Annotated in this window: 10 protein-coding genes; all 10 read right to left on the bottom strand. The window is 61.1% G+C overall.

Annotation, left to right across the window (positions count from 1 at the left end):
* Positions 1 to 13: 13 nt before the first annotated feature.
* Positions 14 to 883: an oxygenase MpaB family protein gene (locus BLQ09_RS19745; protein WP_092358294.1), complete on the bottom strand. Its 870-nt coding sequence runs from the start codon at positions 881 to 883 to the stop codon at positions 14 to 16.
* Positions 884 to 898: 15 nt separating this feature from the next.
* The gene (acs, locus tag BLQ09_RS19750) at positions 899 to 2,836 is read right to left on the bottom strand and encodes an acetate--CoA ligase (protein ID WP_092358296.1); all 1,938 of its coding nucleotides are present in this window, start codon (positions 2,834 to 2,836) and stop codon (positions 899 to 901) included.
* A 105-nt stretch (positions 2,837 to 2,941) separates the two neighbouring features.
* Positions 2,942 to 4,606 carry a glucose-6-phosphate isomerase gene (gene pgi / locus BLQ09_RS19755; protein ID WP_027605377.1) on the bottom strand — a complete coding sequence of 555 codons (1,665 nt, stop codon included), beginning with the start codon at positions 4,604 to 4,606 and terminating at the stop codon, positions 2,942 to 2,944.
* A 223-nt stretch (positions 4,607 to 4,829) separates the two neighbouring features.
* On the bottom strand, positions 4,830 to 5,681 hold the full coding sequence (gene panC, locus BLQ09_RS19760; RefSeq protein WP_092358298.1) for a pantoate--beta-alanine ligase: 852 nt from the start codon (positions 5,679 to 5,681) through the stop codon (positions 4,830 to 4,832).
* Entirely contained in the window at positions 5,678 to 6,478 is an 801-nt protein-coding gene (gene panB / locus BLQ09_RS19765) for a 3-methyl-2-oxobutanoate hydroxymethyltransferase (protein WP_027605379.1), read from the bottom strand. The genes panC and panB overlap by 4 nt, the downstream gene beginning before the upstream one ends.
* 213 nt (positions 6,479 to 6,691) lie before the next feature.
* Complete coding sequence (gene folK / locus BLQ09_RS19770) at positions 6,692 to 7,189, bottom strand: 2-amino-4-hydroxy-6-hydroxymethyldihydropteridine diphosphokinase (RefSeq protein WP_027605380.1); 498 nt, start codon at positions 7,187 to 7,189, stop codon at positions 6,692 to 6,694.
* Positions 7,190 to 7,191: 2 nt separating this feature from the next.
* The gene (locus BLQ09_RS19775) at positions 7,192 to 8,595 is read right to left on the bottom strand and encodes a polynucleotide adenylyltransferase PcnB (RefSeq protein ID WP_027605381.1); all 1,404 of its coding nucleotides are present in this window, start codon (positions 8,593 to 8,595) and stop codon (positions 7,192 to 7,194) included.
* 696 nt (positions 8,596 to 9,291) lie between these two features.
* Positions 9,292 to 10,731, bottom strand: coding sequence for a sigma-54-dependent transcriptional regulator (locus BLQ09_RS19780; protein ID WP_092358300.1), 1,440 nt, complete (start codon positions 10,729 to 10,731; stop codon positions 9,292 to 9,294).
* A gap of 22 nt (positions 10,732 to 10,753) precedes the next feature.
* Positions 10,754 to 13,708: a sensor histidine kinase gene (locus BLQ09_RS19785; protein ID WP_027605383.1), complete on the bottom strand. Its 2,955-nt coding sequence runs from the start codon at positions 13,706 to 13,708 to the stop codon at positions 10,754 to 10,756.
* The gene (locus BLQ09_RS19790; RefSeq protein WP_003176118.1) at positions 13,692 to 13,868 is read right to left on the bottom strand and encodes a hypothetical protein; all 177 of its coding nucleotides are present in this window, start codon (positions 13,866 to 13,868) and stop codon (positions 13,692 to 13,694) included. Before BLQ09_RS19790 ends, BLQ09_RS19785 begins: the two co-directional genes overlap by 17 nt.
* Between the last annotated feature and the right edge of the window lie 32 nt (positions 13,869 to 13,900).

A 13,900-nucleotide genomic window follows, 5' to 3' on the forward strand; every position in this document is an offset into this window, starting at 1 on the left:
TATGGCGCGTCGCCTACATCAACCCCATCCGCCGGTGTGCACGCTGCACCGAACCATTGCGCATCGCCCAGCGCAACAACGGTGCGCTGCGCTTGACCCCGGCGCGGATCATCTGGCGTTGCAGGGGGCTCTGGTGCTGATCGAGCAGGGTGCTGGCCCAGTCCGGCAGCAGGTCGATCCCGGCTTGCATCATCAAGGCACCAAAAGGCTTGGCCAACAGGCTGGGGGAGGGCGCGTTCAGCAACAGGCGCAGCACTTCGCGGCTGCGCTCGTCGCACAGCAATTGCGGGCGGATATTCTCAAGGTAATCGGAAATTTCCTGGCGTGAATGCGGCACATCCTGCGCGCCGAGCCGTTCTGCGACGACGGCGATCTCGCTGTAGTAACGGTCCTGATCAGGGCCGGAGAGGTGTGGGTTGCGGTAGCGCAAGTGGGCAGCAAGAAAGTTGCTCACCTCCGCCACATGCACCCAGGTCAGCAGCGCTGGATCGCTGGCCGCGTAAGGCCTCCCGTCCGGGGCATGACCCACCACCTGCAGGTGAATGGTGCGCACTTTTTCGATCAGCCAGTCGGCGTCTTTGCGCGCGCCGAACGTGGTACCGGAAATAAACTGCGAGGTACGGCGCAGGCGCCCAAGCATGTCCTGGCGAAAATTCGAATGGTCCCACACGCCGGCCAGGGCCAATGGGTGCAAGGCTTGCAGCATCAAGGCGCTGATGCCGCCGATAAGCATGCTGCTGAAGTCGCCATGGACTTGCCAACTGATCGAGTCCGGCCCGAACAGGCCCGGATCGCCCTTGGGGTTTTCCAGGTCCAGTTGGCCCAGTGACAAGCCGGTGAGGCTCATCAACTGGGTTTCGATACGGCTGCGGATAAATTCCATGGCGACTCGGGTTTCCTAGCGGTTCAGGCGTTTATCGATCAGGCCGTCGACGACGCTGGGGTCGGCCAGGGTCGAGGTATCACCCAGGCTGTCCAGTTCATTGCAGGCGATCTTGCGCAAAATCCGGCGCATGATCTTGCCGGATCGGGTTTTCGGCAAGGCCGGTGCCCATTGGATCAGTTCCGGCTTGGCAAAGCTGCCGATTTCCTTGCTGACCAGTTCCAGCAGGTGTTTTTTCAGCGCCTCGCTGGGTTCGACGCCATTCATGGGGGTGACGAAGGCGTAGATGCCCTGGCCTTTGACATCGTGGGGGTAGCCCACCACGGCGGCCTCGGCCACCAGGTCATGCAGCACCAGCGCACTTTCTACCTCGGCGGTGCCGATACGGTGGCCGGACACGTTGATCACATCGTCGATACGCCCGGTGATCCAGTAGTCGCCGTCCTCATCGCGGCGCGCGCCGTCACCGGTGAAATAGTAACCGGGGTAGGGTTTGAAATAGGTGTCGACCATGCGCTGCGGGTCGCCGTAGACGCTGCGAATCTGCCCCGGCCAACTGGCCTTGATCGCCATTACGCCGCTGCCGGCTCCGCTGATGACCTTGCCTTGTTCATCCAGCAGCACGGGCTGCACGCCAAACATCGGCTGGGTGGCGCAACCTGGTTTGATGCGCTGGGCGCTGACCAGCGGGCTGAGCATGATGCCGCCGGTCTCGGTCTGCCACCAGGTATCGACAATGGGGCAACGCTGTTCGCCCACTGCGTTGAAGTACCAGTCCCAGGCTTCCGGGTTGATCGGTTCGCCGACGCTGCCGAGCAGGCGCAGGCTGGCGCGGGAGGTCGTCTGCAGCGGGGCGTGACCCTCGCGCATCAACGCGCGCAAGGCGGTGGGGGCGGTGTAGAAGATATTCACCTGGTGTTTATCGATGACCTGCCAGAAGCGCGAACTGTCCGGGTAGCTCGGCACACCTTCGAACATCAGCGAGGTCGCGCCATTGGCCAGCGGCCCGTACACGATGTAACTATGGCCGGTGACCCAACCCACATCGGCAGTGCACCAGAACACCTCACCGTCGCGGTAATCGAGTACGTACTTGAAGGTCATTGCCGCCTGGAGCAGGTAGCCGCCCGTGGTGTGCAGCACGCCCTTGGGCTTGCCGGTGCTGCCGGAGGTGTAGAGGATAAACAGCGGGGCTTCGGCGTCCATCGGTTCGGGAGGGCAATCGTCGCTCGCTGCATCCAAGGCCTGTTGATACTTGAGGTCGCGGCCTTCGCTCCAGCTCACCGGGGCGCCGGTGCGTTGTACCACCAGCACCGTGCTGACGTCGGGGCAACTGGCCAGGGCCTTGTCGACATTCTGTTTCAACGCCACCGGCTTACCACCGCGCACGCCTTCATCGGCTGTGATCACGGTGCGGCAGTCGGCGTCCAGGATGCGGTCGCGCAGGGCGTCCGGTGAGAACCCGCCAAATACCACCGAGTGCACCGCGCCAATCCGTGTGCAAGCCAGCATGGCGTAGGCCGCTTCCGGGATCATCGGCATGTAGATACACACCCGGTCGCCTTTTTTCACGCCACGGCTTTTCAGCACATTGGCCAGGCGGCAGACGTTTTGGTGCAGTTGGCGGTAGGTGATTTTGGAAGATTTTGCAGGATCGTCACCTTCCCAGATGAAGGCCGGCTGATCGGCGCGTTGCGCCAGGTGACGGTCGATGCAGTTGTAGCTGACGTTCAACTGGCCACCGGCAAACCACTGGGCGGCACCGGTCTGGATGTCTGACTGCTGGACGGTGTGCCACGGTGTTATCCAGTCGAGAAAGCCCTTGGCCTGTTCGGCCCAGAACGTGTCCGGCTGTTCGATGGATTGGCGATAGAGGCGCTGGTAGTCCTCTTGACTGAGTTGCGCAGCCCGGCGGACGGCATCGGCGATGGGAAACGTGCTGATATCGAACATGAGCGATCCTTATTCTTGTTTTTGCGACAAGTCATAAAGATGCACCCTGTATGGAGAGGGTTCAAGGCCAACGTCCAAACGGACGTTGGCCTTGCGTTGCCTGCATCAGCCGCGGTGACGGCCGCGGAAGTAGTTGATCAGGCCCTGGGTCGACGCGTCTTCGGCCAAGGTTTCTTCGGCGCCGGTGAGGCGATTGTATACGCCCTTGCCCAGCTCCTTGCCCAGCTCCACGCCCCATTGGTCGAAGGCGTTGATGCCCCAGATCACGCTTTGCACGAACACTTTATGTTCATACATCGCAACCAGGGCGCCCAGGCGACGCGGGCTGATGCGTTCAACCACGAGCGTGTTGCTCGGACGGTTGCCCGGGATCACCTTGTGCGGTGCCAGCTTCTGCACGTCGTCTTCCGGGATGCCCTTGTCGCGCAGCTCGGCTTCGGCTTCGCTGCGGGTCTTGCCGAGCATCAGGGCCTGGCTTTGGGACAGGCAGTTGGCGTAAAGCCATTGATGGTGGTCGGACACCGGGTTGAAGCTGACGATCGGCACGATGAAGTCGGCCGGGATCAGTTGGGTGCCCTGGTGCAGCAATTGGTGATAAGCATGTTGGCCGTTGCAGCCGACGCCGCCCCAGATCACCGGGCCTGTGTCGGTGGACACTGGTTTGCCGTCCTGGCGCACGCTCTTGCCGTTGGATTCCATGTCCAGCTGCTGCAAGTGCTTGGTGATGTTACGCAGGTAGTGGTCGTATGGCAGGATCGCATGGCTCTGCGCACCCCAGAAGTTGCCGTACCACACGCCCAGCAGGCCCAGCAGCACCGGCATGTTCTGTTCGAACGGTGCGTTCTGGAAATGCTGGTCCATGGTGTAGGCACCGGACAGCAGTTCCTTGAAGTTGGACATGCCGATGGCCAGGGCGATTGGCAGGCCGATGGCCGACCACAACGAATAACGGCCGCCCACCCAGTCCCACATCGGGAAGATGTTTTCTTCGCGGATACCGAAGGCCACGGCGGCCGCGTTGTTGCTCGACACGGCGATAAAGTGGCGGTACAGCTCGGCTTCCGAGCCACCCTGGGCCAGGTACCAGGCGCGGGCGGCCTGGGCGTTTTTCAGGGTTTCCAGGGTGTTGAAGGATTTCGACGAGACGATAAACAGCGTGGTCTCGGCGCGCAGCTTCATGGTCAGCTCATGGAATTCGCTGCCATCGATGTTCGCCAGGTAGTGGCAGCGCACGCCTTTGTGGGCGTAGGACAACAGCGCTTCAGAGACCAGCTCCGGGCCGAGGAACGAGCCGCCGATGCCGATGTTCACCACGTCGGTGATTGGCTTCTCGGTGTAGCCACGCCACAGGCCGTCGTGGATGCGGCCGACCAGGTCGGTGATCTGGTTCAGCACCTTATGCACGTCCGGCATGATGTTCACGCCGTTGACCGACAGCTTGTCGCCCACCGGGCGGCGCAGGGCGGTGTGCAGGGCAGGGCGGCCTTCGGAGGAGTTGACCGGCTCGCCCGCATACAGCGAGTTGATTGCGTCTTTAAGGCCCACTTCGTTGGCAAGGCCCACCAGCAGGTCGCGGGTTTCGCCGGTGATCAGGTTTTTCGAGTAATCGAGGAAAAGTCCGCAGCTGCTCAAGGTGAACTGGGAAAAGCGCTGGGGATCGGCATTGAACGCTTCGCGCATGCTGAAATCCTGCATGGCTTGGCGATGTTGATTGAGCGCTTGCCAGGCGGGCAGAGCGGTAACGTCATGAGGGGTGCGGTAGTACGCCATCGCTGCGGGTTTCCTTTTATTACGGGGACTGCCTTTAGGACACTTCAAAGCCCGGAACATCCAGTCTTATCTCAAGGATTGGGTTCCAGACAGCGCTAACCATAGCGCAGGGCGATTACATTAAACCTAGCGTGTCGATATGTCTTGGCTTTGTCTGCGCTGTGGCCGGTACTTTTTTATACCGGCACAGCGATCAGGGCAATCGGCGGGGTGTTCAGAGAGGTCAGTCGAGGGTCAGATGCAGGTTGTCGATCAGGCGGGTCGTGCCTAGAAAGGCCGCCACCAGAATCACAATATCCCGATCCTCCGCCGTAGCGGCCCGCAGGTGCACGCCCTGGCGCACTTCGAGGTAATCCAGGCGCAACCCGGCAGCCTCGATCTGCTGCACCTGTTCGGCACGCAGCCTGGCGAAGTCGTGATCACCGCTTTTGATGGCTGCGGCAATCTGGCTGAGGCTGCGGTACAGCACCGGCGCGATCGCACGTTGTTCTTCGCTGAGAAAACCGTTGCGCGAGGACAGTGCCAAGCCATCATCGGCGCGCACGGTGGGCTCGCCAATGATCTGGATCGGCATGTTCAGGTCATGGACCATGGCACGAATCACGGCCAGTTGCTGGTAGTCCTTCTGGCCAAATACAGCCATGTCCGGCTGGACCATGTTGAACAGTTTGCTGACCACGGTCGCCACGCCTTCGAAATGCCCGGGACGGCTGGCGCCGCACAAGCCTTCGGACAATTGCGGGACGCTGACGCGGGTCTGGCCGGTCATGCCGCCGGGGTACATCTCCTCGACGGTCGGCGCGAACAGCAGGTTGCAGCCTGCCTGTAGGAGCTTTTCCTGATCGGCGGTCAGGGTGCGAGGGTACTTGTCCAGGTCTTCGCCGGCGCCAAATTGCAGCGGGTTGACGAAAATACTCGCCACGACAAAGTCCGCCTGCTGCACAGCCTTGCTGACCAGGCTGGCATGGCCGCTGTGCAGGTTACCCATGGTGGGCACGAAGCCGATGCGTTTGCCGGCCTTGCGGGCGTGGGCGACGGCGGCTCTGAGTTCACGTACGGTTTTTACGGTGTTCATGCAGAGAATCCGTGTTCGGCGCCTGGGAAGGTCACGCCTTTGACTTCGGCGACGTAAGCACTCAATGCCGCGTGGATGCTGTCCTGGCCGGTCATGAAGTTCTTCACGAACTTCGGCACGCGGCCGGTAATCGACAGGCCGAGCATGTCGTGCAGCACCAGCACCTGGCCGTCGGTGGCCGAGCCCGCGCCAATACCGATCACCGGCACTTTAACGGCCTGGGTGATTTCTGCTGCGAGTTCGCTGGGCACGCATTCGAGCAGGATCATCGCAACGCCCGCCTGCTCCAGGGCGATGGCATCGGCACGCATCTGGCGCGCCTGGGCTTCGTTGCGGCCTTGGACCTTGTAGCCGCCGAGGATGTTCACGGACTGTGGCGTCAGGCCCATATGTGCACAGACCGGCACGCCGCGCTCAGCCAGCAGGCGAATCGACTCGGCGAGCCACACGGCGCCCTCCACCTTGATCATGTGTGCACCGGCACGCATCAGTTTGCCGGCGTTCAGGAAGGTCTGTTCGACGGTGGCGTAGTCCATGAACGGCAGGTCGGCGATGATGAATGCGCCGTCGTTGCCGCGCTTGACGCTGGAGGTGTGGTAGGCCAGTTCATCGGTGGTGACGGGCAGGGTGCTGTCATTCCCTTGAAGGACCATGCCCAGGGAGTCGCCTACCAGTAACACTTCAACCCCGGCCTGGCAGCAGGCGTGGGCGAAGGTGGCGTCATAGCAGGTCAGCATGGTGATTTTTTCACCTTTGAGCTTGAGGCTCTGCAAGGTGGTCAGGGTAATGTCTGGCATGAAAAGGGTCCTCGTTCAGGCGCTTGGAAACAGCGAGTTACGCGCGTGAGTCTTCGTTATTCAGGCGCACCGTCTTGAGAGCAGTGCTTATAAGGCCTGGATTGCGCCCTTCAGCGCCGGGTTGGCGGCAGCGGGACGCCTATAGTCGTGAGGAGGACACGGGAAGTCAATTGGATGTGTTACCGCATTGTTACGATGGCGGTGTTACCGCTGTTACTGACGCGATTCAGCAACGGGGAGCCGTTCCAGGCCGACAAACGGGCAGGCTTCAAGCAGGGCACTGAGGCGCTTTCCATCCGGCAATTGCAATGCGGCAGGCGCCAGTTCGGCCAATGGGTACAACACAAACGCACGCAGGTGCATCTGGTAATGGGGCACCTTCAGGCGCGGTTCGTCGATCAGGCGATCGCCAAACAGCAGAATGTCCAGGTCAAGGGTGCGAGGGCCCCAACGCTCCAGGCGCTCGCGGCCCTGATCGTTTTCGATGGCTTGCAGCGCATCCAGCAGGTCAAGTGGCGCAAGGCGGCTGTCTAGGGCGGCAACCGCGTTGGTGTAGCGCGGTTGGCCCGGTAGCAGCGAATCACTTTGGTAAAAGGCGGAAACGCCGGCGACGCAAGTGTCTGGCAATTGTGCCAACGCCTCGACAGCGCTGCGCAATTGTTGATCCGGGGCAGCCAGGTTGCTGCCCATGCCGATGTAGATGCGTTCCACGTTTATTCGCCCGCGGCGCCCGAGGCATCGGCCGCACTGCGTTTACGCTTGGTGCCGCTGCGACGACGCTTCTTCGGCCCTGCGCCTTCGCCATCACCCTTGCTGCCGAGGTCGCGAATCATATCGCGGCGTTGGCTGTCATTGGCATCCTGATAGTCGGTCCACCATTCGCCCAGGCCGTCGGTCTGCTCACCGGCGCTTTCGCGCAGCAGCAGGAAGTCGTAGCCGGCACGGAAGCGCGGGTTGTCCAGCAGCAGGTCGGCGCGCTTGCCGCTGCGGCGCGGCAGGCGTTCCTGCATGTCCCAGATCTCGCGGATCGGCATCGTGAAACGTTTCGGGATAGCAATGCGCTGGCACTGTTCGGCGATCAGCTCGTGAGCGGCTTCCTGCATGGCCGGGATCGGCGGCATGCCACGCTCCTGCAGACGCAGTACGCGCTTGGGCAGGGCCGGCCACAACAGGGCGGCAAACAGGAACGCCGGCGTGACCGGTTTGTTCTGCTTGATGCGCAGGTCGGTATTGATCAAGGCTTCGCTGATCAGCGTGTGGGTATAAGTCGGGTTGTACTCCAGTGCTTCGGCGCTGGCCGGAAACAGTGGGTCGAACAACTGCAGGTCGACCAGCATTTCGAAGGTGTCGGCGGCGTAGCCGGAGAGGAAAAGCTTGAGCACTTCTTCGAACAGACGCGCGGACGGGATTTCCCGCAGCATCGGTGCCAGCTCGCGTATCGGTGCGGCGGTGTGCTTTTCGATGCCGAAGTTGAGCTTGGCGGCGAAGCGCACGGCCCGCAGCATGCGCACCGGGTCTTCCTGATAGCGCTGCGTCGGGTCGCCGATCAGGCGGATCAGGTTATTGCGGATGTCGTGTACGCCATTGGCGTAATCGAGGATGCGTTCGCTGACCGGATCGTAATAGAGGGCATTGATGGTGAAGTCGCGGCGCTGCGCGTCTTCTTCCAGGGTGCCGTAGACGTTGTCGCGCAGGATACGCCCGCTCTCGTTGCGGGAAGACTGATTGGTATCTTCCTCTTCATCGTTTTGCGGGTGGCCGGCACGGAAGGTCGCGACCTCGATGATTTCGCGACCAAAATGGATATGCACCAGCTTGAAGCGGCGACCGATGATTCGCGCATTGCGAAACTCGGCACGCACTTGCTCAGGCGTGGCACTGGTGGCGACGTCGAAATCCTTAGGCGTGATATTGAGCAGCATGTCGCGTACGCAACCGCCCACCAGGTAGGCCTGGTAACCGGCGTTCTGCAACCGTTCGACGATATTCACCGCATAACGGCTGAATTGAGCGCGCTGCAACGAATGCTGGCTGCTGTTGAGCACTTCAGGCGTGCTGCGTTTGTGTTGCGTACGACGCAAGGGAGAACGGAATGACTGGAACAACTTCTTCAGCATGGGATGCACTGTTTGAAGGAATGTTCGGCCATAACGAAGAATGACCGCATGATGGGCGGGGATTCTAGCATTTAGTCAGGGGATGGTGTAGGAACAAGCTTCGGCGTTGCGCCATAAGCCTTAAATCGTCAAATCCCGGAAACTACAAGGGGAGCCGAAGCTCCCCCAGAAGTAGTTGCGTGCTCTATTTTTATTATTGATTTCGGGCTTCTTGTTTTTGTTGATCGCCCTCGCCATGAAGCTTCACCTTCATGACACTCCCAATCGGGAGTCAAGAGCAAACGGATTGCTTTGGTCGCTGTGTTGCTGATCTACGATCCAACCAGTTCAGGCTCCGCCTTAGGGCAGTTTTTGTTGTTCTCGGCCTGGTTGCGGGGCAAGCCCCAAATGCAACGCCTCTCCAAAAGAATCAGTTAGCTGCGCCTCCGCCGTGTTGTTTTTGTTATGCGTGAGTCGATTCGTCTTATTTTTATTGTCTTGTACAAAGCTTGTTATTGTTTTTGTACTAAGCATATAGCAGGGTGCGTGCCAACTTTTGCGTCGCCCAGCAAAACCGGGGGGTTGAGGTGGTTTTTGGTTTTTGAAGGGCGAAAAAAAGCCGGGGCTTCGTTACCGTAAGCCCCGGCTTTTGTTACGCGAAATATCCGCGGTAACAGTTTTTTCACATCGGAGGGTGTTACCTGTGGGGGCGCACCCTCAGCTTTCGCTGGCCACCCCGGTCTTGCGCCGTGGAATGCCCAGGCGCTGGCGGCGTTCCCACAGGCACTTACGGCTCACGCCCAGCTTGCGTGCCAACTCGGTCTCGGTCATGTGGTCCTGGTGCTCCAGGACGAAATGCTGGAAATAGTCTTCCAGTGACAAATCTTCCGTCGGCTCATGGCTGGTATTGCTGGCGCCGCCCTGTGTCGGGACCAGGCCGATGAAGTCGTCATCCTCCAAGTCACTGAGTTCAATATCGATACCCAGCAGCTCGGCGGAAATTTCCGGGCTTTCCGACAGGATCACCGCACGCTCGACCGCATTCTCCAGTTCCCGCACGTTACCCGGCCACGAGTAATGCCGAATCGCCTGCTCGGCGTCGGGCGCGAACGTCAGGTCGGTACGGTTGATACGTGCAATGTGGCGCAGCAGGAATGCGTTGGCGATCTCATTCACGTCGGCACCGCGCTCACGCAGGGCCGGCAATTTGAGCGCGATCACGTGCAGGCGGTAATACAAGTCTTCACGGAACTGACCGATCTTGGCCAGGCTCTTCAGGTCGCGGTGGGTGGCCGCGATCAGGCGTACGTCAACCTTCTGCGATTGCACCGAGCCTACACGGCGAATCTCACCTTCCTGCAGCACACGCAGCAGTCGCGCCTGGGCCTCCAGCGGCAACTCACCGATTTCATCAAGGAACAGCGTACCGCCGTCCGCCGCTTCCACCAGGCCCGCACGCCCAGCGCTGGCGCCGGTAAACGCGCCTTTCTCGTGGCCGAACAGTTCGGACTCGATCAGGGATTCGGGGATCGCCGCACAGTTCACCGAAATCATCGGCGCCTTGGCGCGTTTGGACAGGTTGTGCAGGGCGCGGGCCACCAGTTCTTTACCGGTGCCCGACTCGCCCTGGATCAATACATTGGAGTCGGTGGGCGCGACCTTACGGATCTTGCTGTACAGGTCCTGCATCGGCGGGCAGGAGCCAATGATGCCGATCTCGCCGTTACTGTTGTCGACCCCCGGCTTGTCGGCGCCGTTGGTCGCCTTGCCGGCGGGGCGCTGTTCGGCAGGCGCGCTGCTGGCTGACTGGCGGTCACGCAGGATGCGGGCCACGGCCTGGAGCATTTCATCGTGGTCAAACGGCTTGGCGATGTAGTCCACCGCACCCATCTTCATGGAATCAACCGCCGAGCGCAGGCTGGCGTAGCTGGTCATGATCAGCACCGGAGTGCCCTGGCCAAGCTTGATCAGCTCGGTGCCCGGCGCTCCGGGCAGACGCAGGTCGCTGACAATCAGGTCGAACGTGGGGATGCTGAAACGCTCTTGTGCTTCCTGCACCGAGCCGGCTTCGCTGACCTGGTACTGATTACGTTCAAGCAGGCGACGCAAGGCAGAGCGGATAATGGTTTCGTCTTCGACGATCAAAATGTGCGGCATTGATTCAATTCTCTCGACGGTCTCAGTTCACAGCGGACGTCGCTTCGACATGACGCGGCAAGGTCACCCGAATACGGGTGCCGCGTTGGCTTTCGGTGTCAGCCGGGCTGTCGATGGTGATTTGTCCATAATGCTCTTCAACGATGGAATAGACCAGTGCAAGGCCCAGACCGGTACCTTCACCCGGGTCCTTGGTGGTGAAGAAGGGTTCGAACAATCGGTCCATGATGTTCTGTGGAATACCGCTGCCTTCATCTTCGACGATCAGATCGACGGTATGTTCGAAAGCCTCGGTCTTGACGCGTACCGCACCACCGGCCGGGGTTGCGTCACGGGCGTTGGACAGCAGGTTGATCAGCACTTGGGCCAGGCGTTGTGAGTCGCCGTCGACCCAATGGTCGGGGTCGCACAGGTTGAAGAACTGTACTTCGAAATTGCGCCGGTTCAAGGCGAGCAGCCCAATGGCATCCTGGGCCACTTCGGCCAGGCACACGGCCTCATCCAGATTCTGATGGCCGCCGGCATGGGCAAAACTCATCAGCGACTGCACGATGCGCGAGACGCGCTTGGTCTGTTCGAGGATCTGCCCGCTGATTTCGATGATTTCGCCGTCCTCCTCACGCTCTTCCCGCAGGTTTTGCGCGAGGCAGGCGATACCGGTGATCGGGTTGCCGATTTCGTGGGCCACGCCCGCTGCCAGGCGACCAATGCTGGCCAGGCGCTCGGAGTGCACCAGCTTGTCTTCGAGCATCTGGGTTTCAGTCAGGTCTTCGACCAGCAGCACCAGGCCGCTGTTACCGGGAGCCAACGGTTCATCGATCGCGGCTTTGTGCAGGTTGAGCCAGCGGGTCTGGCCGTCGAGGGCCAGGTGTTGCTTGTGCAAATGCTCGTCGGGCAGGTTGATAAAACCCTGGAGCAGTTCTTTCCACGGATCGCCCAGGGTATTCAGGCGCGAGCCCACCACCCGTTGCGCGGCGATGCCGGTGAGTTCTTCCATGGCCTTGTTCCACATCAGGATCTCCTGATCCTTGGCCAGGGAACACACGCCCATCGGCAGTTCCTGCAGGGTCTGGCGGTGGTAACGGCGCAGTGCGTCGAGTTCGGCCGCCAGGCCGGTGAGGCGTGAGTGGTAATCCTCCAGCCGGCTTTCGATGAAATGGATGTCCTCGGTGACGTAGTTTTCGCCGCCGGCCTTGTAGGGCAGAAAGGTTTCCACCATGTCCTGGGACACGCTGGGGCCCATCAGGCCGGAGAGGTTGGCTTCGATGCGGTCGCGCAGGCGACGCAGCGCATATGGGCGGCGCTCGTCAAAGGGCAGGTACAGATCGCGCAGCGCCTGCTCGACTTCCTTTTGCGCAGCCTTGGCACCCAAGGGCTTGGCCAGTTGCGTGGCGAACTCCTGGGGCGAGGCCGCGTGCAGTTCGCGGCGTTGCGGTCGACGCACGTTATCCACCGCGCACGCCTCGGCGGCGCTGGTCTCTTCCGGGCTGGCGTTGGTGAACAGCGATATCAGGGTGAACATCAGTACGTTGGCGGCCAGCGAGGCAATCGCCGCCATGTGCCAGCTGGTGTCGTCCAGCACGTAGATCATGTTCAGCAGCGGAATGTAGAAACCCTGCAGGTTGCCGACCAACGGCAGTAGCATGGTGACGATCCATACCAGGATCCCGGCCAGCAGCCCGGCGATAAACCCACGGCGGTTGGCGGTCGGCCAGTACAGCACCGACAGCACTCCCGGCAGGAACTGCAAGGTGGCGACAAACGCGACAATGCCCAGGTTGGCCAGGTCCTGCCCGGCGCCGAGCAACAGGTAGAACCCGTAGCCGGCCATGATGATCGCGACGATGAGTGCGCGGCGCGTCCATTTCAGCCAGCGGTAGATATTGCCTTCGGCGGGCGGCTGGTACAGCGGCAGCACCAGGTGATTGAGGGCCATGCCCGATAGAGCCAGCGTCGTGACGATAATCAGCCCGCTGGCAGCAGACAAGCCGCCCACATACGCCAGCAGCGCCAACGCCGGGCTATTGGCGGCGATACCGATACCCAGGGTGAAATACTCGGGGTTGGTGGTGGCCCCCAGTTTCAGGCCGGCCCAGAGGATCAGCGGCACCGCAAGGCTCATCAACAGCAGGAACAGCGGCAAGCCCCAGCTGGCGCTGACCAGCGAGCGCGGGTTGAGGTTCTCGGTGAAGGTCATGTGGTACATGTGGGGCATTACGATTGCCGAGGCGAAGAACACCAGCAACAGCGTGCGCCATGGGCCTTCCTGCAACGGCGTGTGCAGGGCGGCGAGAGCGGTCTGGTTTTGCAACAGCCACAGCTCCAGCTGTTGCGGGCCGTCGAACACGCCATAGAGCGCGTAGAGACCGACGCCGCCGATGGCGATCAGCTTGATCACCGATTCGAACGCAATCGCAAATACCAGCCCTTCGTGTTTCTCGCGGGTGGCGATGTGACGTGAGCCGAAGAAAATCGTGAACAGGCTGATCAGCGCACAGAACGCCAGGGCGACCCGGTGTTGCACCGGCTCGCGGGTCAGGATGCTGATGGAGTCGGCCACCGCCTGGATCTGCAGGGCCAGCAAGGGCAGCACGCCGATCAGCATGAACACCGTAGTCAATGCCCCGGCCCACGTGCTGCGGAAGCGGAAGGCGAACAGGTCGGCCAGTGACGACAACTGATAGGTGCGAGTAATTTTCAGGATCGGGTACAGCAGCACCGGTGCCAGCAGGAACGCGCCGGACACACCCAGGTAGCTGGAGAGAAAGCCGTAGCCGTATTGATAGGCCAGGCCGACGGTGCCATAGAACGCCCAGGCGCTGGCGTACACGCCGAGGGACAAGGTGTAGGTCAACGGATGGCGAATGATCGCCCGCGGAATCATTCCGCGCTCACTGATCCAGGCGACGCCGAACAGTGCCGCCAGGTAAGCGGCGCTGATCAGCAGCATCTGGGTGAGGCTAAAGCTCATCGGCATCTTTTTGGCTCTGCAGGATGAAGGTCACGACGATCAGGATCAGCCACAGCAGATAGGGGCGATACCAGGCGCCCGTGGCGTCGATCCACCAATCCATGATGGCGGGGGAAAACAAGTAGATCCCGACGACCAGCAGCAGGACCAATCGATAGATGTACATGTTGGCCTCTGATTAAAAAACTGCGGCGATGG

Origin of the sequence: Pseudomonas sp. NFACC25, from assembly GCF_900100935.1 — a bacterium.
GTDB classification, from domain to species: domain Bacteria; phylum Pseudomonadota; class Gammaproteobacteria; order Pseudomonadales; family Pseudomonadaceae; genus Aquipseudomonas; species Aquipseudomonas marginalis.